Below are 22,137 nucleotides of genomic sequence, written 5' to 3'. Positions count from 1 at the left end.
CGACGGCCGTGTCCGCAGCCGTCCCGCCGCCGGAACTCGACGTCCCCGAGTCGTGGCGGCTCGTCTCCGAGGAGTTGTCAACGCCGTTTGACGTCCGGATCGTGACCATCAGCGCGACCACTCGGATCTACGAGGACACGGCGCTTCGGGATCGGCTCGCGGCCGCGACCGGCACCGAGACCACGTGGCGGTTCGTGTTCGCGAGCCGGCTCCGGATCCGGCCCGCGAACTCCCCGTCACGTGCGCTCACGAACTTGGTCTCCGACCGCGCGTCGTCGGCGTTCGTGGACGTGCTCGAAGAGCGCGGCTTCGCCGCGATCGAACGCGCCGACACCCATCGGTTCGCGGTCGGCGGCGACGACGTGGACGCGACGCGGTACCGCGCCCGGGTCCAACTCGACGACCGCGACCTCCCGGTGGAGGCGTACTTCGCGGCGTGGCCGACGGGTGAAGAGTTCCTGCTTGGCGGCGGCGCGTACCCGCTGTCGCTCCCCGGCCCGGCGTCGTTCGACCGCGACGAGGGGAGAGAGGAGTTATTCGGGATGCTTCGGTCGATCCGGTGACGTCGCGTCCGAGACGTCGCCGTCGATCCGTCGATCAGACGCTGTTGCGCGCGAACGTCAGGTAGCCGGTGTGGCCGACACCCGCGGTCGAGGGGCGGGAGCCACGGTCGCCGAAGTCCATCTCCCGTTGGATGGTCTCCAGTGTTTCAATATCGACCAGCCCGGCCTCCCGCGCGGCCACAACACTCTCGCGGCTGTTCTCGACGAACGGCGAGTAGACCGCGACGTAGCCGCCCGGCGCGAGCAGGTCGGGGGCGGCAGCGACGACCGCGGGCGCGTCGCCGGTGTCGAGGGTGATCGCGTCGAACGGACCCGCCTCGGCGGCGTCGTCGAGGTGGTCGGTGAGGTCGCCGGTCCGGACGTCGACCCGGTCGGCCACGCCGCCGAGCCGCATGTTCTCCCGTGCGACGTCGGCGAAGTCGGCGTCGACCTCGTAGGAGGTCACCTCGGCGTGACACCGGCCGAGGTACGCCGCGAGGACGCCCGTTCCAGTCCCCGCGTCGAGCACCCGGTCGCCCGCCGCGACCCCGGTGTGGCCCATCACCAGCCCCACGTCGCGGGGCATCATCGGCGCGCCGGTCCGCTCGAAGTGGTTGAACAGGTCGGGCCCGCGGAGCCGACGCACCACGAAGGGCTCGCCGAGATGTGTCTCCAGAACGGTCCCGGGGTCGACGTCCTCGGGGACCTCGAGCACCCCGAGGTCGGTGTGGAGTTCGTCGCCGGGCGCCCGGAGGTACTCCCGGTCGTCGTGGACGAGGAGGTAGCTCATACCGAGTACTCTCGTCCCTTCCCGCCGATCGCCACCCCCGTTACCGGCGATCGGCGGGAATCAGTGAGAGGAATCGGTATCACTCCAGGTTCGCGATGGCGGCCGCGAGGTCGCCGTCGGTCTCAGCGAGGGCTTCGCGTGCCGTCCCGGCGTCGACGCCGGCGTTCTCGGCGACTAAGGCGATGTCGTCCTCCGGGATGCCGTCGTCCTCGTCGCTGTCGTCGCCGGCATCGCTTCCGTCGCCGCCTTCCAGCGCGGTCGCGCCCGGATCGCGGGAGTCGGGTTCGCCGACGACCTGGTAGGTCTGCTGGCCCTGGGCGTCCATCCGGGTGACCTGGGCGTCGTCGAACACCAGGTCCTCGTCACCCGTCCGGATCACGACCTCCTCGACGTCGAGTTCGGTGACGTCGATACCCATCTGTTCCATCATCTGCTTCATTTTCCGCGGGTTCATACCGCCTCCACCGAACATAGTTGTCGGAACCCACGGGTGCCGGTCGCAAAAACGTGGCGAAGCGCGGCGTGTACGGCCGTTCGAGCCACGGTCGCACCCGCCGACGGGGACACCGCGTCCTCGGTGGCTGGCTTCCCGGGACGCTCGGCGTGTCCATTCTGCGGCTCCCTTCGGTCGGTCCCGGCCGGCTACTCTTCGGCCGCATCCGGTCGGCGGTGGTATCCGGTGGCCTCCTCGATCCGCATCTCGTACCCCGCAACCGAGAGGTTCCGCCCCCGGACTCCGGTGAACTCCGGCGAGAGCGCGTTGTCGTCGATCAACCTTCCGAGGTCGGCCCACTCCGCCCCCGACAGCTCCCGGAGCGGTCCGCGGGCGAGGGCGCTCCGCCACTCCGATCGCGACGCCACGTCGTAGACCGTCAGACACGCCTGATCCGTCGCCGCCGTGTACTCCCCTTTCGTGGTCTCGGCACCGAACTGCCAGTAGGCGAAGACCGCCCGCCCGATTTCGTAGCCGAACGAGATCGGGATCGCGTACGCACTGCCGCCGTCGGCCAGTGCGAGAACGCCCGTCCCCTGCTCGGCGAGGAAGGCGTCGACCTCCGCGTCGGTCATCCGGCCGCCGGCCGGGTTCTGGGCTGTCTTCTCGGACATACGCCGGCGTTCGTCGGCTCGGACTTTGTGTTTTCCCTTCCGCGCCGTCCGGGTGTCGTGGCGGGTCGTCGCCCGTCGCTCCGGTGGGTTTCAATACCCGGCGGGCGCTTTCGTTCCGTATGTTCGACCCCGACGACCTCCAGACGATCCGCGAGGGCAAACGCGAGTGGGAGGCCGAGACCCTCTCGCCCACCCTCGACCGGTTCGGGGAACGGCGGGAGGCGTTCACCACCGACACCGGCGGGCAGGACGTCCGGCGGCTGTACACCCCGGCTGACGTGTCGGACCTCGACTACGACGACGACCTGGGGTTCCCCGGCGAGGCGCCGTACACGCGCGGTGTCTACTCCACAATGCACCGCGGGCGGCTGTGGACGATGCGGCAGTACGCCGGGATGGGAACGGCCAGGGAGACCAACGAGCGGTTCCGGTACCTCATCGACCAGGGCTCCTCGGGGCTGTCGCTCGCGTTCGACCTCCCCACCCAGAAGGGGTACGACTCCGACGCCGGGATGGCCGCCGGCGAGGTGGGGAAGGCGGGCGTCGCGGTCGACACGCTCCGGGACATGGAGGTGGTGTTCGACGGCATCCCCTTAGACGAGGTGTCGACGTCGATGACGATCAACGCGCCCGCGGCGGTGCTTTTCGCGATGTACGTCGCAATCGGCGACAAACAGGGCGTTCCCCGCGAACAGCTCCGCGGGACCATCCAGAACGACATCCTGAAAGAGTACATCGCGCGGAACCTCTACATTTACCCGCCGAACGCGTCGATGCGGCTGATCACCGACATCTTCGAGTTTTGCGGGGCCGAGACCCCGACGTTCAACACCATCTCCATCTCGGGGTACCACATCCGCGAGGCGGGGTCGACCGCGGCCCAGGAGATCGCGTTCACCCTCGGAAACGGTATCGAGTACATCGAGACAGCGCTTGCGGCCGGTCTCGACGTCGACGAGTTCGCGCCGCGGCTGTCGTTCTTTTTCAACGCCCACAACAACGTCTTCGAGGAGGCCGCGAAGTTCCGCGCGGCCCGGCGGATGTGGGCCGACATACTGGACGAGCGGTTCGACGCCGAGGACCCGAAGTCCCGCCAGTTGAAGTTCCACGCCCAGACCGGCGGGTCGACGCTAACCGCCCAGCAGGTGGAAAACAACGTTGTTAGAGTTGCGTACCAGGCGCTGGCGGCGGTGCTGGGCGGGGCCCAGAGCCTCCACACCAACGGGAAAGACGAGGCGCTGTCGCTCCCCACAGAACAGTCGGTGCGGACCGCCCTCCGGACCCAGCAGATCCTGGCCCACGAGTCGGGCGTCGCCGACACCATCGACCCGCTCGGGGGGAGCTACTACGTCGAGTCGCTGACCGACGACCTCGAAGCGGAAGCGTTCGAGATCCTCGAGGAGGTCGACCGCCGCGGCGGTATGCTCGACGCCGTGGAGTCGGGGTGGGTGAAACGCCAGATCCAGGACGTCGCCTTCGAGCGCCAACAGGAGATCGAGTCGGGCGACCGGGTCGTGGTCGGCGTCAACGAGTTCCAGGTCGACGAGGACCCCCACGTCGACGTCGAGGAGGTCGACGAGGACGACGAGGCCCGCCAGGTCGACCGGCTGGCGGCGGTGAAAGACGAGCGCGACGACGAGGCCGTCGAGGCGGCGCTTTCGGCCGTGCGGGACGCCGCCGCCGGCGACGACAACGTGCTGCCCCCGACCGTCGACGCGGTGAAGACCTACGCCACGGTGGGGGAGATCTCGAACGTGCTCCGCGAGGAGTTCGGCGAGTACCAGCCCCGGCTGTAGTGGTGTCGCGGCACGCAGTCACCGCCCGCGCCCGACAGTTTATGTTCCACCAGCCATCACCCCGGGTATGTCGCTGTCGTTTCACCACCTCGGGATTGCGACGGTCGACGGCGCCGACCTCGCGGCCACGTTCGCGGGGCTCCTCGACGCCCCGATCGTCCACGAGGAAGGCTTCGACGGGATGATGATCCGGTTCCTGGAACTCGACGGCGACTACTTCGAGCTGCTCGAACCCCGGGGAGACGGGCCTATCGCCCGGTACCTCGACCGTCAGGGGCCGGGGATCCACCACGTCGCGGTCGCGACCGACGACATCGGCGCGTCGCTAGAGCGCGCCAGCGACCTCGGGATCGACCTCGTCGACGAGGCGCCCCGGCCGGGGGCGTGGGGCCACACCGTCGCGTTCCTCCACCCCGGCTCGACCGGCGGCGTCCTGGTTGAGTTCGTGGCGAGCGACAGCGACGGGGCGAACCGCACAGTTTAGTCGGTCGGCGACCCACGCTACGCAGGATGCGCGATTGGCTCTCACACCGCGCCGGGATCGACCCGGGCAGAGAGGCGCTCGTCGATACGACCACCGACACGAGCTACACGTTCGGAACCCTGGACACGCTCGTCGACGACCTCGCCAGCCGGCTTGCGGCGGTTGGAGTCGACGATGGAACGCACCTCGGGGCCGTGCTCCGGCCGTGCGTCGAGTACGTCTGTCTGATCCACGCCGCGATGCGACTGGGCGCGACGCTGGTGCCGATGGGGGATGGGCTCACCCCCCGAGAGCTCGCGACCCAGTTGGACGCAGCCGATGTCGCCACCGTGGTGTGCGACAGGGGGACCGAGGACGCGGTGACAGCGGCTGTCTCCACCCTTGGCGGTGTCAACGCGACCCACGCCGACGATCCGGGAGGCCCGATCACCGTCGCGACCGTCGACAACGCCGAAACCACGGCTGCGGAACAGCTTTCGACCGTACAAACCGGTTCCGTGTCGCCCGCATCGTGGTCGCTCGACGACACCCAGTTGCTCCTCTTCACCTCGGGCACGACTGGCGACCCCAAACCAGTGCGGCTCACCACGGGGAACCTGCTCGCCAGCGCGGCCGCCTCGGCGTTCCGGCTGGGCGTCGATCCCGGCGACCGGTGGGTGGCGACGCTGCCCCTGCACCACACCGGCGGCATCTCGCCGATCCTCCGCATGCCGGTATACGGGATGACGGTCGTCCTCCGCGAGGAGTTCGACGCCGGCGACGCCGCGGACGACCTCGACAGCTACGACGCCACCGCGGTGTCGCTGGTCCCCACGATGCTCCGCCGGATGCTCGACCGCCGCGGGACGCTCGCGGAGTCGCTCCGTGTTGTCCTTCTCGGGGGCGCGCCGGCGCCGACGGACCTGATCGAACGGTGCTGCAACTACTCCGTGCCGGTGTACCCGACCTACGGCATGACCGAGACCGCGTCACAGATCGCGACCGCCCGGCCAGAGCAGGCCGTCGAGAGCCCCGAGCGCGTCGGGAGCCCGCTGTTTCTGACCGAGGTTCGGGTCGTCGACGAGGCGGGTAGCCCACTCTCGCCCGGGGAGTCGGGAGAGCTCGTCGTCGACGGGCCGACTGTCACACCCGGATACTACGGCACCCCGGCTGCGACCGAGGCGGCGTTCGGGGAGTTCGGGCTCCACACCGGCGACGTCGGAGCGCTTGATGAATCCGGGTCGCTCAGGGTACTGAACCGACTCGACGACCGGATCGTGACCGGCGGCGAGAACGTCAATCCGGGTGCGATCGCGGACGTGCTCGTCGACCACCCCGATGTCTCCGAGGCGGCCGTGGTAGGCGTCCCCGACGCCGAGTGGGGCGAGCGGGTGTCAGCCCTGCTCGTCCCCGAGTCGGGTGTGTCGCCTCCGAGCGCCGAACCGGATCCGGCGACCGGCCGCCGGCTCGACAGCGATGATGTCCTCGCGTTCGCACGGGATCGACTCGCCGCGTACAAACTCCCAAAGATGCTCTCGGTCGCTGAGACGCTGCCACGCACCGTGTCCGGGACGGTCGACCGGGCGGCCGTCCGCGATCGTTTCTCCCCGGAGGCGTCGGCGACCAACGACGGCCGGAACGGCCCCGACCAGGGAGAGCGGTGGGAAGGCGCAGGGACCGACGACTCGAACGCCGACACTGACCCACCGGGCGATACCGACGACTCGAACGCCGACACCGGCTGATCGGCCGGCGTCCACGCTCGGCACCGCCGGCCAGCGGACTTGAATCCTGCGAACGCGAGCGGGCCCCTGGGTTCGGTCGGTCCCCTAACTGTGTAGGGTTGGCTGACAATATCTTCCCACATCTTATAGGAAACACAGAACCACTATGTCACAAAGCCAACCGGCGGTCACCGAACTGACCGAGAACTGCGCAGAGTGCGGAACGCGGACGCCGCACGCGGTGTCGATCGAACTCAAGACCGAGAGCACGAAACAGACGAACCGGGCGTTCTCGCGGGAGCCCTACCGGGTCACCGAGTGTCGCATCTGCGGCGACACGCGCAGCCAGCGGATGAACAACGCCTGAACCACTACCGGTCGCTTTCGTCGGTCACCGTCGGCCGCATCTCCGGCGCAACCGACGTTCCCGAGACCGCCCGTCTCAGTCGTCTGTGGCTGTCTCCTCTCGACCCAGACCGGTCCGGTCTCCGGTCTCTGCGAAGAACGACTCGACAAGCTTCTGCTCGCCCGCCCGGAGGTGCTCGTGAAAGGTGGGCGCGGCGATGCCGAGCGACGACGCCACTTCCTCTGCGGTGCTCCCGCGGGGCCACTCGAAGTAGCCGGAGGCGAGTGCCGTCTCCATCACGTCCCGCTGTCGGTCGGTCAGCTTCTTCTCGAGTTGCCGCCGGAACGACGACGTTGACTGCACGTCGTCGTCGACTTCTCGCTTTGCGACGACCGACACGTCGGGGAACGGTGACTGTACCCCGAATGTGAACGTCCTGAGGTCCGACCCTGCCGGCGCCCGGATCACGAGCCGCCCCTCCCCGCTCGTCGCGGTGAACGACTCGACTTTCGCGCCCAACTCAACGAGTGTCACCACCGCCGACGCGTCGGTCAACCGTAACTCGAACAGCGTCTCGTCGGACTCCTCGGAGACGACGCGCGCGCCCGTCACTGCGCTCCGGGGCGTGACACTCCCGAGCACCGCCTCCGGATCCGTGCCACCGACCGAAAGAAAGCACGTGACCACGCCGCCGTCGGCGGGAGCGAGCCCTTCAAGCCGGATCGTAGTGTCGAACTCTTTCGAGAGGTCGACGAGGACGTCACCGTCATCGGCGTGGGCGAACTCCAGTTCGACCGCGCTGTCGTCGTAGAGCAACTGTCTCGACTCGGCCCCGTTGATCCCGTTTCCGACAGTCTCGCCCACTTCGACGAGCATTGACAGCTCCTCGTCGGTAACGTCGCCCCGGACGTACACCACCAAGGCACCGTACACGGTCCCGCGGTACTCAATCGGGACGGCCACCACTGTCCGACCGACGTCCTTCGGATCGGGGTCAACGAGCACCGCCGCCGCAGCCGGCGGGTCGACCGCCGCGGTTGCCGGCGATCGGGTGTCGATCGATTGCGTCACGACCGCTTCGTGGTCGACCGCCCCGTCGCCGCTGTCCCGTCCCGACCGCTCGGCCCGACCGAACGGCGACGCGACCGCTCCGCCCGCGGCCTCGCACTCAACGCTCCCGACCGCCTTGTTGTAGCCCGCCACCCACGCCCCGTCGTACACCGACGCCTCGAAGGAGTCACACACAGTCTCGACGATGTCGGCTCGGGTGTCCGCGTCCACCAGCCCGCGGTCGACCTCCCGGAGGAGGCCGTTGATCCGCCGGGTCCGTTCCAACTGCCGTTCCCGCTCGCGGATCTCGGACTCTCGCTCGGCCCGGAGCTCCCGTACCCGTTCGGCCAGGTCGTCGAGCGCGGCCGGGTCGCGGACCTCGCGCCCGTCGAGAACCGCCTCGGTCGACGCCAACGCGAAATACTCCCGGATCCGGTCGTCGAACTCCGCCCGCACTAGCAGCTCTTCGACGGCCTCGGTGACGCTCTCCTCGTCGACCGGTTTGACGAGGTACTCGTCGAACGGCATCTCGACGATATCCGTGTCGGGGGCGATGGCGGTCATCATAGCGACCCGGCAGTCCAGCCCTCGGGCGTCGATCTCGCCGAGCACGTCGTCGCCGGAGACATCCGGCATCCGTCGGTCGAGCAGGACCACGTCGACATCGGCGTCGACCTGCTCCAGCGCCTGCCTGCCGCCGTAGGCCACGCGCACGTTGTACTCCTCGCGAAGCCAGTACTCGCAGGTATCCGCCAGCGCCCTGTCGTCGTCTACTACCAGTACCGTCGGCCGGTCGGCCGGCGGCGTCGGCTCCGCGTCCGAATTATCCGTGTCGACGACGCCGTCAGCGAGCATTTCAGTACCCGTAAGGGGCGGTGCCACGGTCAAATATCTGCCCCTTGCCCGAGTCCATACTACCGCCCCTAACTACATAGGGGGTCGTGTTAGGTGGATATCATCCATTGTGTCAAGTGAATATGTTCGATCGAAACGTCGCCGAGGTGGGCCACGATGCCTGAATGCCAGAACTGCGGATCGTTCGTCTCGCGGGACTACGTGAGAGTGTTCGCCCCTGAAGGGTTCGAAGACGCGCGGGTTTGCCCCCACTGCGAGGATATGATCCGAGAAGGGGCGGCGGTTCGTGACGCCCGATCCCGCCGTGTCTCCTCGCTGTAGCGCCGCCGAAACACCCTGACACCGTCCGCTTCCGGACCGAAAGCATACAGTGTGACCCCGCGGACGTAGTTGTATGCGACTGGAGGACTACTGGGGAGTCGGACCCAAGACTGACAAGTTGCTCCGGGAGTCGATGGGGGTCGAACGGGCGCTCAACGCGATCGAGGGTGCAGACATCCGTGCGCTCGTGGACGCCGGAATCCCGCGCGGACGGGTGGTCCGGATCCTCCGTCGAGCGAACGGCGCGGCCGGCGTCGAAACACTCGGGACCCGAGACGCTCGCAGCGTCTATGACGACCTACTGACGCTCGCGAGCGACCACGCGCTCACAGCGCACGCCGCAGACCGGGTTCGCGTGCTGACGCCGCTTGCGTCCGTTGAAGAGCGTGAGCGGCGGCTTGACCGCGTGACGGCCGCCCGGGACGCCTGGATCGGACTGAACGACGCCGAGCGCGATGCCGTCCGATCGGCGTTCAACGCGTACGACGACGCTGACGGGTCCGACCGGGCGGCGGTCGAGACTGCCGTGGCACTCCGGGAGGCGGGGCTCCGCGGCGGCACGTTCGCTGCGCTTGATGATCTTGACGACGACGACTTAGCGGCCGCCGCAGACGCGCTCGGAACCGTCAGCGCCGACGGGTCGGTTACCCCCGGGACCGACGCGGAACTCGATCGGCTCCGGGGGCGCCGTGACGCTGTCGCCGAGTTGGAACGCGGCGCACTCGACGTTCTCGAATCCGTCCGCGAGCGGGGTGTTCGGAGCTTCGAGGAGTTCCGCGGGGCGTTCGTGGAGTACGTCGCCACGCAAACCGACGTCCCCCGGGGCCGCGCTGAAGGCGCCGTCGCTTCTGATGCTCGCGACGAGGCGGACTTCGCGTCGACGACGCTTCGAACCCTCCTCTCGGAGCTCGAATCCGACGTGGACGAGCGCGAGGAAGCCGTCGCCGCGGAGCTCCGGGACTCAGTCGAGAATGCGCGCGAGGATGTTGACGTGGCAGTGTCGGCGGTCTCGGAGATCGCGTTCGACCTCTCTTTGGGTCGCTTCGCGGCAGCGCACGACCTCAGGCGCCCGGAGTTGGTCGAAGACGGCCTCGCGGTGGCCGGCGCGCGGAACCTTTCGCTCCCCGGCGAGGTCCAGGCCGTCACCTACGCGATCGGCGCTCACGGGCTGGAGAGTGTCGACCCGAATGGGTCGTCCGACCATCCCGAGGCGCCCCCGTCGGGCGACCGCGTCGCGGTCCTGACCGGCGCGAACTCCGGTGGGAAGACGACCCTGCTGGAGACGCTCGCACAGGTTGCGCTGCTCGCGTCGATGGGACTTCCGGTCCCCGCAGACCGGGCCGCTGTCGGGGAGTTCGACAGCGTGGTGTTCCACCGCCGGCACGCGAGTTTCAACGCCGGTGTGCTGGAGTCGACGCTGAAGTCGATCGTCCCACCGCTGTCGAGGGGTGACCGGACCCTGATGTTGGTCGATGAGTTCGAGGCAATCACCGAACCCGGCCGCGCGGCCGACCTCCTCAACGGGCTGGTCGATCTGACCGTCGACCGCGGCGCCTTGGGGGTCTACGTCACGCACCTCGCCGGCGACCTGAGCCCGCTCCCATCGGAGGCCCGCACCGACGGCATCTTCGCCGAGGGGCTGACCGAGGACTTGGAACTGCGGGTGGACTATCAACCTCGATTCGGGACGATCGGGAAGTCAACCCCGGAGTTCATCGTGTCGCGGCTGGTCGCCGACGCCGCCGACCCCGTCGAACGCCGGGGGTTCGAGGCGCTCGCAGCGGCGGTCGGCGAGGAAGCCGTCCAGCGGACGCTCTCGGACGCTGCGTGGTCCGGAACGGAGTAGCGAACAGCCGACACACCGCGATCCCCGCGTCAACGTGCCGGACAACTGCGACCCGACACGGGGCTGTTCTCATACTGTCGGCTATAGTCGCGTGACGTATTTCGACACCCCGGGGTGTCGAAAATCTTCACGTAGTTATACCCGACAGTATCAGATCACGCGGGGTCTGGCCGCGGGATCGTATATAACCGCTCGCGGGAAGGCCCCGTCTGCCGAACGCTTTTGCGCCCGCCGGTGGTACGTGTTGTCGATGAACCTGCCGTGGCGCGACGACGATCCGGACGACGAGAAGGGGGGCGCCACCGGGGGCGACGATCACCCTGACGCCATCGTCGCTTGTGAGTTCCAGGACGGGACGCTCGCCGTCTATCCGGACCGCGTCGAGATCCACCGCGTCGGTCGATCGCGGTTCGACGACTTGACCATCCCCGCCGAGGAGATCACCGGCGTCGACTTCTCGAAGGGCATCACGATCGGGTACATCCAGATCGAACAGGCGGGTGTCACCGTCGACAGCGGCGGGTTGCTCTCGGACCCGGTCAACGCCAACACCCTCCACTTCGGACGGGGCGGCCGCGACTGCGCGATCGAGGCTCGTGAGGAAGTTCTGGCGCACGCGCGAGGGTGAATTTCACATCTCCGCGCCCTGCTCGTCGATCGCGTCGGCCGCGATCGACCGTCCGCGGGCGTTGAGTTCGACCTCGTGACGCACCCGAACCTCGTCGACGACGTCGTGATCGATGAGTCGGACGAACAGTTCCTCGACCTGATCGACGTCGATCCCGAGAAACGACGGGATGTCGAACGGGGACACGCCCGAGTACAGCGCCATCAGGACCTGTTTGTCCTGCTGGGACAGATCCAGCGACGTTTCGGTCTGTTCGTCGCCGATCCGGAGGAGCGACCGGAGGATCCCGACCGCGCGTTCCGGCCCCGAAATGTACGTCTGGACGCTCGTTCCGTCGTCGGAGTGTTCGACCTCTATGACCTCCCGCTGTTCCTCTCGGACGGTCCGTCGACCCATGTCGGTGTCGCCGATGTCGTCGAGACGGATCTCCACGAACGTCCCCGAGACGGTCGCGAGGCTGACCGAGTCCGCCTCAGTCTTGACACGCCCCGGCTCCCACTCGGTGTTCTGGACCACCCCTCCCTCGACCGCGGGGTGTCGGATCAGGAACTTCGTCGAGGACAAGAGCGCGTCGTAGAGATCCATCTCGAACGCCTCATACTCAGCGGGCGCGACGAGGATGACGTTCTCCCCGCCGTCGAACTGGAGCGCGAGGTAGTCAGAGACTGTCGCGACCCGCTGGTTCACGTCGAAGCGCCCGCCCACCCGACCGATCGCCGCAAGCGGGAACATGCGTTTGCCGCCGGTTCCAGCCAGGACGATCCGCCGGTTCGACAGGAGGATCCGGCCGTTGGCCCAGGCGGCGTCGTTCAGTTCGCGGCCGTCGCGCAGGACTTGCAGGAACTGCCCGCGCGTGTCGGCCACCTTCGTCTCGTCCGATCTCACGGAGGCGTCACCTCGAGTGCGTCTCTCCGCTGTCAGCGGTGTCGCGGTAGATCCTAAGCCGTTTCTCGACGGGGTCGTACCGGTCCCGGACGGCGGTCGGCACGGTCTCTGTCATCCCGATCGTGAGGTAGCCGCCGGGTTCAACCCCTGATCCCAGGGTCTCGAAGATCGCCTGCTTCGCCTCGGTGTTGATGTAGATGAACAGGTTTCGGCAGATCACCAGGTCGAACGTCCGCGGCGGTGCCTCCTGAACCAGGTCGTGCTTGCGGAACGACACCAGATCCTGCACCTCGTCGGTGACGCGGAACGCGTCGCCGTCCCGCTTGACGTACCGGTCGCTGTCGGCGAGCGGCTCCAACTGGTCTTCGAGGTCGTTAGTCTCGGAGGCGTGGTACTCTCCACGCCTCGCAGCGCGCAGAATATCGGGTTTGATGTCGGTCCCGAGAATCTCCACGCGGCCGGCGTCGATCCGATTGTCGTCGAGCGCGAGCATCGCCACGGAGTACGCCTCCCGACCGTCGGAACACGCCGCACTCCAGACGCGCGTGCGACGCTGCTCGCTCAGCTCAGCCAACACCCCTCGGAGCCCCTCCCAGACGTCGGGATTCCGGAAGAAACTGGTGACGTTGACCGACAGCGCGTTCAGCAGCGCCTGCTGTTCGTCCTCGTCGTCGCGAAGCAGCGCCCGGTAGTCGTCGTAGTCGTCGACTCGGCGGCGGCGCATCCGCGCGGAGACCCGTCGATCGAGGTACGCCCGGTTGTACGAACTCGTCGCAAACGACAGCGACGACTCCACGTAGCCGAGGAGGTCGTCGAACGATCCGCCCGGTTCGTCGGCGCCGTCCTCCGCTTTGGTGTCGGTTCCGAGCCCCATCAGTCCGCCGCCCCCTCCGCCTCGGCTTCGGGCGGGGTCCACTCACGCTGTGCCTGTTTGCCATCGTCGGGCACCGACAGCGAATTGATGTCGAGGATCGGGACGACGTTCCCGTCGCCGACGACCGCGGTGCCGGACAACCCCTCGGTCCCCTTGAGCGGCCCCTGCAGCGGCGTGACGACCACCTCCTCCTGTCGGGAGACGTCGTCACACCGGAGCGCGATCTGCCGGTCGGCCGGACGGATCCGAACAGTCATCCCGCCGGTGTGTCCGCTCTCACCCATCCCGAGCGCCTCCTGGAGCCGGATCAGCGGGAAGATGTGGTCGTCGTGGACGATGACCTCCGCGCCGTCGACCCGCTGGACCCGAGTGTCGTTTGCGATCTCGTCGATATACTTGATCGGGACTCCGAACTCCCGACCGCCGGTCTGCACGAACAAGACCTTGATGATCGCCACCGACACGGGCAGCCGGATCGAGACCGTCGTTCCCTCTCCGAGGGTACTGTCGACGTTCACTGACCCGTCCAGTGACTCCACGGTGGTCTTGACAACGTCCATCCCGACCCCGCGGCCGCTCACGTCGGTGATCTCGTCGTTTGTGGAAAACCCCGGGTGGAAGATGTAGTCGTAGACTTCCTCATCCGGGAGGTCGTCGAGGTCCTCGCGGGGTCGGATCCCCCTCTCGGCGGCTTTCTCCCGGAGTACGTCGGCGTCGATCCCGCCGCCGTCGTCCTCGGCGGTGATCACAACCGTGTCGTGTTCCCGCTCGGCCCGGAGCTCAACCGATCCGGTCCGGGGTTTGCCCGACGCCTCCCGTTCGTCGGGCGGTTCGATACCGTGGTCGACCGCGTTCCGGAGCACGTGCATGAGCGGGTCGGATATCTCGTCGAGGATCGTCCGATCGAGTTCGATGTTCTCACCCTCCACCGAGAAGTCGACGCGTTTGTCCTCCTCGCGCGCCAGATCCCGGACCAGCCGGGGGAACTTGTCGAACACCTTCTTCAGCGGGATCAAGCGCATATCCATCACGGTGTCCTGGAGATTCGAGGAGATCTTGTCGAGTTCGTCTAACGTATCTCGGCCTGCGGAGGCCTCACTGTCGACAGCCTGCCGGAGCTTGATCCGGCTGGTCACGAGCTGTTCGACCAGGCTGTGGAGCTCGTCGAGTTGGTCGACGTCGACCCGCACGGACTTGACTTCGGAGATCGAGGGGGTCGATTCGCTGTCGCCGTCGTCCCCGCCGTCGTCCCCGCCGTCGTCCCCGTCGTCGGACCCGGTGGTCTCCGACCCGGCCGCGGGCTGCCCGGACGAGTCACTACCGCCGGCTGCCGGGGAATCGTCGGCCGCCGCGTTGTCGCTACCAGCCTCGGCCGCGGTTGCAGTGGCAGCCTCGGCCGCGGTTGCAGTGGCAGCCTCGGCCGCGGTTTCGGCCCCGTCGGCCGTGGGATCGCCGCTATCGCCGCCGGAGGGGTCGGCGCCGGTATCACGGTCGTCGCCACCCGTGTCAGTCTCGGCGCCGCTGACAGCCGTTTCCGCACTGTCGTCGACGACGTCAGCGCTCCGGTTCCGGGCCGTCTCGGTGTCGGTCGCCGGTGCCGGTTCCGACGGCGTGTCGCCGGAGTTACCGTCCCCAGTGTACGCGGAGACGACCGCGTCGACGGCCGCCGACGCCGACTCGGGGTCGACGCCGCTGTCGGGCACGGTCCCGGTACCCGGGACGGCGTCGTCGGCCGGCACGGTATCGGTGCCGGCTGGCGTCGATCCCGCTCCGGTGTCGGCGTCGGATTCGGCGTTCGCTGCGTCGCCGCCCGCGTCGGCGTCGGCGTTCGCTGCGTCGCCGCCCGCGTCGGCGTCGGATTCGGCACCGCCACCCGGCGCAGCCGGGCCCCCATCTCCCGTTCCGGAGTCGGCGCCGAGTTCCCCGGTCACCTCGGTCACCGACGTTGACTCCACTTTCCAGACGTTCCCGAGGACCGCGTCCAACTCCGCAGCCGAGGTGTCGGCGACGAAGAGCACGAAGTCGTCTCCGAAGGCGCCCTCTTCGATGGCGTCCAACGCCGGATCCGCACCCACCACCGCGAGGTCGTCCGGGAGGCTGCTGACGAACAACCCGCCGTCGACGCCCTTCATATCGCCCGCGTCGAGTGAGACCCGCGCGTGGACGAGGGTGTCGGCATCGGCGACGGCGGGGTCGTCGCGGTCGAGCACCTCGGCAGCCCGTTCGCGGACTCGCGCGAGCGCGCCGTTGTCCGTCCTGTCGTCGCCGGTTTCCCGTTCCGGGCTGTCTGCGACGGCAGCGTCGGCGGCGTCGGCTTCGTCGGCTTCGCCGCCCGTGGCCACACCGCCGTCACTGTCGTCCGACCCGGCGGCCGCACGGATCTCGGTCACGAGGTCCGTCGGGTCCCGTTGGGACTCGCCGTGTTCCTCGATGTCGTGGAGGATCTCAAGGATCTCGTCCATGCCGTCGAAGACCAAGTCCATACGCCCTGGGGTGACCTCGATCTCGTCCTGTCGGACGGCGTCGAGGAGGTCTTCGACCGCGTGAGCCACCGTTGAGGCGTTCTCGAACCCCATCGCCCCGAAGTTGCCTTTCAGCGTGTGGGCCTGCCGAAAGATGTCGTCGATCGCGTCGTCGTCGTCGGGGTTGGACTCGAGTTCCAGCAGCGCGTTGTTTAGTTGTGTGATGCTCTCCTCGGACTCAGTGATGAATTCTTGATAGAGTTCCTCGTCCATGATCACTCCTCCGCGAAGTACGCCAGCGCGCTCTCCGCGATCCCTTCGGCGGGTGCGACCGTGTCGACACGCCCGGACTCGATCGCCCGGCGAGGCATCCCGAAGATCGCCGACGTCTCCTCGTCCTGTGCGACCGTGTGGCCACCGTTGCGGGCCACCCGGCCAACCCCGTCGACGCCGTCGCGCCCCATCCCGGTGAGAAGCACCGCACACAGCGGCCCCTCGACGGTCTCGACCGCCGACGCCATCGTGATGTCGATTGCGGGGCGGACCCCGTGGACCGGCTCGGTTTCGGTGAGGTCGAGCCGGAGCCGCCCGTTCCGGTCGCTCGTGGTCACGAGGTGGTAGTCACCCGGTGCGACCCGAACCGCTCCGGGTTCGAGCCGCTCACCGGACTCGGCCTCTCGGATATCGTAGTCCGAGCGGCCGTCGAGCCGGGTCGCAAACCGCTCGGTGAACCCCTCGGGCATGTGTTGGACGACCAGCACCCGGAGGTTCGCCTCCCGCGGGAGGTCGGTGAGAACGCGCTCGACCACGTTGGGGCCGCCGGTCGACGCGCCGACGACCAGGGTGCCCACGTCGGGGTAGGCCGCTGCGGCGTGACCCGCTGGACTCGCCTCCGCCGCCCCGGTCGCGTTGTCGGACCGCCGCCCGGCCCTACTCGACCGACGGGCCGCCCCCGATCCGCCGGCGGTCGTGGCCCCCTCGGCCCCGGCTGCGGCGGCCGCGGTTCCGCCGTTGTCGCTGGCGGCCGACGACAGCCGGGTCGTCGCCGAAAGGTCCGCCCGCGCTGCGGACTCGACTTTCGCCACCAGTTCCCGCTTCACCCGCGGCATCGACGAGGTGACCTCCCCGCCGGGCTTGGTCACGAAGTCGACCGCGCCCCGATCCAGCGCCTCGAACGTCACGTCGGCGTTCTCCTCGGCGTGCGCAGACAGCATCAGGACCGGTGTCGGGCGTTCGCCCATGATCTCCTCGACCGCGTCGATGCCGTTCATGCTGGGCATTTCGATATCCATTGTCACCACGTCCGGGTCGTGTTCGATCACCGCATCGAGCGCGGCCGACCCGTCGCTGGCCTCCCCCACGACCTCGATGCCGCCGTCCTCCAAGAGCCCGCGGATCAGGGTCCGCATAAACCGGGAGTCGTCGACGACAACCGCCCGGGTCGTCCCGCTGCCGTCGCCGGGTCCGGCAGCCGTGCTCATTGCGTCGCCCCCCCGGTCCGGTCAACGCCCTCGAAGCGCCGACCCGCCGAGCGTCGACGTGTGGCCGCTGCGGTGGGCACCTGTCTCCACCCCCGCGGATCGACGCGCTGCGGCTGGACAACCCGTCGGCGGCCGACCGCGGAGTGCTCGTGTCCGCTCATCTCGTTCCGTGATTTTCGACTGATCATCTTAAGCACTCCCCGTCAGAAATCACTCGTGATAATGGTGTGGGTAGATTTATGAGCGACCTCCCTGCGATTATAGATAGCCCCCGGCGACTGCCGCGTCGCCGGCCACACCCCATGTCGAACCAACGATCCGCGGCGGCGGGCGCGTCGGCGCCGGCTGCCACAGACGACGCCGACGACACCGCCCGCAAGATACAGGTGCTCGAGTTCGAGCTCGGAGGCGAGACCTACTGTGTCGACATCAACTACGTCTCCGAGATCGTCGACCGGGGGTCGGTCACACCGGTTCCGAACGCCCCCGGTTTCGTGGAGGGGGTAATGGATCTCCGCGGCCGCACCACCTCCATTGTCGATCCGAAGACGCTTCTGAACGTCGGCGACGACGGCGAGGCTCGGCGGATCGTGATCTTCGACGCCGACAGCTTCGCGGACGACGCCGCGGTCGGATGGCTGGTGGATGCGGTCCATCAGGTCGACCGCGTCTCTATGGACGATATCGAGGAGCCGCCGATGGACCGCGGAGAGTTCATCGAGGGGATCGTCCGTCGCGAGGAGGATCTCGTGGTGTGGGTCACGCCGACAAAGACCATCGAATCGTCAGCGTAGTTCCTCGGCTCCGCCAGGACGCTGCCTTCTCACCCGCGCTGCGCCGCCGCGGCGTCGCCGATATCGTCGCCGATATCGTCGACGGATGCCGGGAAATCGGCCGGGGTGTCGACGTCGTCGTGGATGTACAGCTGCCGTCCGACGAGCGGGTCCTCGTCTCCGCCGATGTCGGTGTCGGTGTCGGCGCCGCACCCCGCCAACGATCCCATTCCGAGCGTCGCCGTGGTCGCAACACCGACCCGTCGCAGGAGTTCGCGTCGCGAATTGGAGGGAATCGTTGCGGTCACGTCCCGATGGGATATCAACGTGGTGCTACGACCGCACCCGAACAGTCAAGATTCAGCGGGCGCCACGGTCGGACAACTCATCCGTTATGCGCCAATACCTCGATCTCGTCACCGACGTCCTCGAATCCGGGGCGTACAAGCCGAACCGGACGGGTGTAGACACCGTCGCCGCGTTCAGTCGCCACTACGCGATCGACCTCGCTGATGGGTTCCCGCTTCTCACCACCAAGGACCTCTCGGGGCCCCGGTGGAATTCGCTGCTCCACGAACTCGTGTGGTATCTCTCCGGCGACGAACACATTCGGGACCTCCGCGAGGAAACGGGGATCTGGGACGCGTGGGCCGACGACGAGGGCCACCTCGACACCGCCTACGGCCGGTTCTGGCGGCGGTTCCCGGTCCCGGACGACGGGCTGCCCGGTGAGTCGTGGCCCGACGAGGACCACCGGTGGCGCAACGACGAGGGGACGTTCGACCAGATCGCGTACGCCATCGATCAGCTTCGGGAGAACCCCACCTCCCGGCGGATCGTGATCAGTGCGTGGCACCCCGCCAACGCCGCAGTGTCGACGCTGCCGCCGTGTCACTACACGTTCGTGTTGAACGTCCAGGGTGACGACCTCAACGTCCACCTCACGCAGCGCTCCGGAGACATCGCCTTGGGGGTCCCGTTCAACATCGCGGCGTACTCGCTTCTCGCGACCGCGATCGCGGGACGGACCGGGTTCAAGCCGGGAACGTTCGCCCACACCATCGTCGACGCACACGTCTACTGCGGCGCGGGGGAGCGAGGAGAGTGGTACGCCGACAACCTCGACGCAGTACAGTCGCGGGTCGCCGCCGTCGACGACCGCAATGAGTACCGCGAGGTGAAAGCGTGGTTGGAGTCGGCCGCGCCCCCCGAACCCGAAGGCCACGGGCGGGACGACCACGTGCCGGGGTTACTGGAGCAGTGTGCGCGTGAGCCTCGGGCGCGCCCCGGGATCGAGGTCGCGGACGTTCCGCTCGAGGACCTCTCGGTCGACGACATCGAGCTCTCGGGGTACGATCCCGCGCCCGGCATCCGGTTCGGGGTGGCGGAGTGACCGACGCCGCTACCGGTTCGTCCGTTGACATCGCGCTGATCGCCGCGGTGGCGGAGAACCGAGTGATCGGTCGGGACAACGGGATGCCGTGGCATTTCACCGAGGATCTGGCGTATTTCAAACGCACAACGACCGGGCACCCCGTGATCGTGGGTCGGCGGACCTACGAGACGGTGGTGGACGCGCTCGGCGAGCCGTTCCCGGGCCGGACAAGCGTCGTGCTCACCACCCAGTCGCTGGACCTGCCTCCGGGTGCGGTGGTGGCCAACTCCGTTTCGGAAGCGATCGATCGCGCCGACGCCGACGCGCAAGCGCGTGGAGTCGACACCGCGTACGTCGCGGGCGGCGGGCGGGTGTACGACCAATTTCTCCCGCGTGCCACCCGCCTCGTGCTCACTGAAATCCACGACAGTTACCCTGGCGACACTCGGTTTCCGGCGTTCGATCCCGACGAGTGGATCGAAATCGAACGTGACGAGCGCGACGCGTTCGATTTCGTGACTTACCGGCGACGCAACGGGCAGTCGGCCTGACAGCGAGTGCGGCCGGCGGCTGGCGGTTCCGGTAATATCGTGTGGCGGTGGTGGCTTTATCCGTCCCCGGACCCGAATCCGGGTAGATGAACCAAAACGACCAGCAGGCGTACGACCGGGGCACGTCGCTTTTCTCCCCGGACGGCCGGATCTATCAGGTCGAATACGCCCGCGAGGCGGTCAAACGCGGCGCGCCGAGTCTGGGCATCCGGACGGCCGACGGCGTCGTGCTCGCCGCACAGCGCCACACCAGTTCCTCCCTGATGGAGGGCGATAGCATCGAGAAGCTTCACAAACTCGACGACTACCTCGGCGCGGCCTCGGCTGGCCACGTCGCGGACGCCCGTCGGCTGATCGAGGGGGCGCGGACCGGCGCCCAGCGGAACCGGCTTCGGTACGGCGAGCCGGTCGGTGTTGAGACGCTCACCAAGACCCTTTCCGACGAGATTCAGGAGACGACACAGATCGGCGGGACGCGCCCCTTCGGCGCCGCACTCTTAGTCGCTGGGATGGACGGTGGCAAGCCGGGTGCGGAACCCCGGCTCTTCCAGACCGACCCCTCGGGTGCGCCGCAGGAGTGGCGTGCCGTAGCGATCGGGTCCGGCCGCGACGATATCCAAGAGTTCCTCGAAGCCGAGTGGTCCGAGGACCTCACGCTGGACGGCGGCGTTGAGGTGGCGGTACGAGCGCTCCTAGAGAGCGACGACGAACTCAACGCCGCGAGCATGACTGTCGCGACAATCTCCGCCGACGGGTACCGGTCGGTCCCCGAGAACGACATCAACGCCGTGCTCGACGACTACGCGCCGGAGTCCGACAACGACAGCGAAAGCGGGGAGTAACCCGCCCGGATCCTGAGCACCCGAGCGGCGCCGGTTGGCGACAAAACGGAACCGTTTTACCCACTCCAGGGATACTCGAAATTGCCAGCGCGCTCCGTTGGTGTAGTCCGGCCAATCATCTTGCCCTCTCACGGCAAGGACCAGGGTTCGAATCCCTGACGGAGCATCCGAGTTCGGCTTCTGTCCTGCGGTTTTGGCCTGCACGTCCCACCGATGGTCGACTCAACGCCCAGGCCATTGCGATTAGAAGTGAAACTGTATGAAATCCCTGCCGATGCTGTACAAGTTAGCGTGTCATAGAACAGTTGGGACACCTGCTTCGAACGCTGATCGCAATCGACCTGACTACTGATCAGGACAGCGACACACGATTCCTGACGGGGTCGTCCGTGGGCTTTTCCTCATCGGTATGGTATCTCTCCGATATGACGTTCAGCGCGAGTTGGCACAACCTCGTTGAAACAGTTGAGGACCTGCCACCGGATGCGACCCTTCGCACACCGCTCTCTCGGAAGCCATTCCGTATCACGGGCGTCCAAGAGCATCGCATCCTCGTCGAGTACCGCGACGACACTGGAACCGTGCCACTCCAGCGTGAGCAGTTCGAGACGCTGTATGACCGCGTTACCGAGGGGTGGGGGAACTTCGAGCTTGCTAACCTTCCCGCGGATGCCGAACCCTACGCGACTATTTTGAGTCTCCACCCCCGGTTTTCGATCGATGATCAAGACGGGATGCTCACCGAAAGTGAGTCGCCAACGAGTGCCCCGTTAGTCGACACTCACGACGGTGTTAGCGATGAGAGCGACCGAGTGGAACCCGATATATCCGTGTACTCTGACGCACTGTTACTGATCGACGCGCTCGAACGTCACGATCCAACCAGTCTCGACGGGATGGACACGCCCGCACTGGTGAACCTCTACACGCTCCTCTCAGACGTGCAACGAAACGCGAACGATCTCCGTCAAGACGTGCGAAGTGTTCTGCTCCCACGACTTCACCACGATCACCCTGTCTCCGCGCAGTATGGATCCGTCCAGCGAACCACACGGCGAAATCGATCGCTAAAGGACAACGAGGAAGTCCTGAATGTGTTGGAAGACGCCGGGATTGAGCGCGAGCGCGTCACAAGCGTGGATGCCAGCAAGGTGGACGATGCGCTCGACGTGGTGGAACTCAGCGAGCGTGACGTATACGAGATCAACGAAAGCGAATACGTGCGGAAGGCCGAGGTAAATGAGGACAGCAAAGAGACGCGGCTCCGAGGACTGAAAGATCAATTAGCTGCCACGGATGAGGATACCCAAGAGCTTCAGACCGAGATTGAGGAGCTTGAACAGCGGATCGACGAACTCACAAGCTTCGACTCGGCGGCATCGTTCCACACGAAATCGGAAAACGAATCGTAACCACGAATCGGTCA

22 protein-coding genes and 1 tRNA gene are annotated in these 22,137 nt (G+C 67.3%); 14 read left to right on the top strand and 9 right to left on the bottom strand.

Annotated elements, in window-relative coordinates; all coding sequences use genetic code 11:
• Positions 1-8: 8 nt before the first annotated feature.
• Positions 9-563 carry a hypothetical protein gene (locus IEX72_RS06470; RefSeq protein WP_188786563.1) on the top strand — a complete coding sequence of 185 codons (555 nt, stop codon included), beginning with the start codon at positions 9-11 and terminating at the stop codon, positions 561-563.
• A 34-nt stretch (positions 564-597) separates the two neighbouring features.
• Here the strand turns inward: IEX72_RS06470 and IEX72_RS06465 are convergent, their stop codons facing one another.
• The 3 genes from IEX72_RS06465 to IEX72_RS06455 all read right to left on the bottom strand — a co-directional run bounded on the left by IEX72_RS06465 (position 598) and on the right by IEX72_RS06455 (position 2,439).
• Positions 598-1,332 carry a methyltransferase domain-containing protein gene (locus IEX72_RS06465; protein WP_188786562.1) on the bottom strand — a complete coding sequence of 245 codons (735 nt, stop codon included), beginning with the start codon at positions 1,330-1,332 and terminating at the stop codon, positions 598-600.
• 79 nt (positions 1,333-1,411) lie between these two features.
• Positions 1,412-1,804 carry a nascent polypeptide-associated complex protein gene (locus tag IEX72_RS06460; protein ID WP_188786561.1) on the bottom strand — a complete coding sequence of 131 codons (393 nt, stop codon included), beginning with the start codon at positions 1,802-1,804 and terminating at the stop codon, positions 1,412-1,414.
• Between the two features lie 170 nt (positions 1,805-1,974).
• Positions 1,975-2,439: a pyridoxamine 5'-phosphate oxidase family protein gene (locus tag IEX72_RS06455; protein ID WP_188786560.1), complete on the bottom strand. Its 465-nt coding sequence runs from the start codon at positions 2,437-2,439 to the stop codon at positions 1,975-1,977.
• 119 nt (positions 2,440-2,558) lie between these two features.
• On the opposite strand from IEX72_RS06455, the gene IEX72_RS06450 reads away from it, so the two are divergent.
• The 4 genes from IEX72_RS06450 to IEX72_RS06435 all read left to right on the top strand — a co-directional run bounded on the left by IEX72_RS06450 (position 2,559) and on the right by IEX72_RS06435 (position 6,789).
• The gene (locus tag IEX72_RS06450; RefSeq protein ID WP_188786559.1) at positions 2,559-4,235 is read left to right on the top strand and encodes an acyl-CoA mutase large subunit family protein; all 1,677 of its coding nucleotides are present in this window, start codon (positions 2,559-2,561) and stop codon (positions 4,233-4,235) included.
• A 73-nt stretch (positions 4,236-4,308) separates the two neighbouring features.
• A complete protein-coding gene (locus tag IEX72_RS06445) occupies positions 4,309-4,719 on the top strand; it encodes a VOC family protein (RefSeq protein WP_188786634.1) in 411 nt (136 codons plus the stop codon).
• Positions 4,720-4,745: 26 nt separating this feature from the next.
• Positions 4,746-6,443 (top strand): class I adenylate-forming enzyme family protein, encoded by a 1,698-nt coding sequence (locus IEX72_RS06440; RefSeq protein ID WP_188786558.1) that lies wholly within the window; start codon positions 4,746-4,748, stop codon positions 6,441-6,443.
• 145 nt (positions 6,444-6,588) lie between these two features.
• Entirely contained in the window at positions 6,589-6,789 is a 201-nt protein-coding gene (locus IEX72_RS06435; protein WP_188786557.1) for a DUF7835 family putative zinc beta-ribbon protein, read from the top strand.
• 75 nt (positions 6,790-6,864) lie between these two features.
• Here the strand turns inward: IEX72_RS06435 and IEX72_RS06430 are convergent, their stop codons facing one another.
• Positions 6,865-8,673, bottom strand: coding sequence for a bacterio-opsin activator domain-containing protein (locus IEX72_RS06430; RefSeq protein ID WP_188786556.1), 1,809 nt, complete (start codon positions 8,671-8,673; stop codon positions 6,865-6,867).
• Between the two features lie 156 nt (positions 8,674-8,829).
• Here IEX72_RS06430 and IEX72_RS15630 point away from each other — a divergent pair, with 156 nt between their 5' ends.
• The 3 genes from IEX72_RS15630 (at position 8,830) to IEX72_RS06420 (ending at position 11,468) form a co-directional block, all read left to right on the top strand.
• A complete protein-coding gene (locus IEX72_RS15630) occupies positions 8,830-8,994 on the top strand; it encodes a DUF7563 family protein (RefSeq protein ID WP_425603784.1) in 165 nt (54 codons plus the stop codon).
• A 73-nt stretch (positions 8,995-9,067) separates the two neighbouring features.
• On the top strand, positions 9,068-10,840 hold the full coding sequence (locus IEX72_RS06425) for a DNA mismatch repair protein (protein WP_188786555.1): 1,773 nt from the start codon (positions 9,068-9,070) through the stop codon (positions 10,838-10,840).
• 250 nt (positions 10,841-11,090) lie between these two features.
• Entirely contained in the window at positions 11,091-11,468 is a 378-nt protein-coding gene (locus IEX72_RS06420; RefSeq protein WP_188786554.1) for a hypothetical protein, read from the top strand.
• Positions 11,469-11,471: 3 nt separating this feature from the next.
• Here IEX72_RS06420 and IEX72_RS06415 read toward each other — a convergent pair whose 3' ends face one another.
• The 4 genes from IEX72_RS06415 to cheB are packed head-to-tail and all read right to left on the bottom strand — an operon-like array spanning position 11,472 to position 17,170.
• A complete protein-coding gene (locus IEX72_RS06415) occupies positions 11,472-12,353 on the bottom strand; it encodes a CheF family chemotaxis protein (protein ID WP_188786553.1) in 882 nt (293 codons plus the stop codon).
• A gap of 7 nt (positions 12,354-12,360) precedes the next feature.
• Positions 12,361-13,227 (bottom strand): CheR family methyltransferase, encoded by an 867-nt coding sequence (locus IEX72_RS06410; RefSeq protein WP_188786552.1) that lies wholly within the window; start codon positions 13,225-13,227, stop codon positions 12,361-12,363.
• On the bottom strand, positions 13,227-15,962 hold the full coding sequence (locus IEX72_RS06405; protein WP_188786551.1) for a chemotaxis protein CheA: 2,736 nt from the start codon (positions 15,960-15,962) through the stop codon (positions 13,227-13,229). Before IEX72_RS06405 ends, IEX72_RS06410 begins: the two co-directional genes overlap by 1 nt.
• Positions 15,963-15,964: 2 nt before the next feature.
• Complete coding sequence (gene cheB, locus IEX72_RS06400) at positions 15,965-17,170, bottom strand: chemotaxis-specific protein-glutamate methyltransferase CheB (protein WP_188786550.1); 1,206 nt, start codon at positions 17,168-17,170, stop codon at positions 15,965-15,967.
• A gap of 302 nt (positions 17,171-17,472) precedes the next feature.
• On the opposite strand from cheB, the gene IEX72_RS06395 reads away from it, so the two are divergent.
• Positions 17,473-17,964 carry a chemotaxis protein CheW gene (locus IEX72_RS06395; RefSeq protein ID WP_188786549.1) on the top strand — a complete coding sequence of 164 codons (492 nt, stop codon included), beginning with the start codon at positions 17,473-17,475 and terminating at the stop codon, positions 17,962-17,964.
• A gap of 29 nt (positions 17,965-17,993) precedes the next feature.
• Here IEX72_RS06395 and IEX72_RS06390 read toward each other — a convergent pair whose 3' ends face one another.
• Entirely contained in the window at positions 17,994-18,251 is a 258-nt protein-coding gene (locus IEX72_RS06390; RefSeq protein ID WP_188786548.1) for a hypothetical protein, read from the bottom strand.
• 86 nt (positions 18,252-18,337) lie between these two features.
• Here IEX72_RS06390 and thyA point away from each other — a divergent pair, with 86 nt between their 5' ends.
• The 5 genes from thyA to IEX72_RS06365 all read left to right on the top strand — a co-directional run bounded on the left by thyA (position 18,338) and on the right by IEX72_RS06365 (position 22,123).
• Positions 18,338-19,336, top strand: coding sequence for a thymidylate synthase (thyA, locus tag IEX72_RS06385; protein ID WP_188786547.1), 999 nt, complete (start codon positions 18,338-18,340; stop codon positions 19,334-19,336).
• Positions 19,333-19,869 carry a dihydrofolate reductase gene (locus IEX72_RS06380; protein WP_188786546.1) on the top strand — a complete coding sequence of 179 codons (537 nt, stop codon included), beginning with the start codon at positions 19,333-19,335 and terminating at the stop codon, positions 19,867-19,869. Before thyA ends, IEX72_RS06380 begins: the two co-directional genes overlap by 4 nt.
• An 86-nt stretch (positions 19,870-19,955) precedes the next feature.
• Positions 19,956-20,711 (top strand): archaeal proteasome endopeptidase complex subunit alpha, encoded by a 756-nt coding sequence (locus IEX72_RS06375; protein WP_188786545.1) that lies wholly within the window; start codon positions 19,956-19,958, stop codon positions 20,709-20,711.
• Positions 20,712-20,802: 91 nt separating this feature from the next.
• A tRNA-Glu gene (locus IEX72_RS06370) sits at positions 20,803-20,877 on the top strand.
• A gap of 259 nt (positions 20,878-21,136) precedes the next feature.
• A complete protein-coding gene (locus IEX72_RS06365; protein WP_188786544.1) occupies positions 21,137-22,123 on the top strand; it encodes a hypothetical protein in 987 nt (328 codons plus the stop codon).
• Positions 22,124-22,137: the final 14 nt, after the last annotated feature.

This window comes from Halobellus salinus (assembly GCF_014646875.1).
In the GTDB taxonomy this organism is placed as follows: Archaea; Halobacteriota; Halobacteria; order Halobacteriales; family Haloferacaceae; genus Haloquadratum; species Haloquadratum salinum.
The sequence above is the reverse complement of the archived record's forward strand: the minus strand, read 5'-3'. Positions and strand labels throughout refer to the sequence as shown.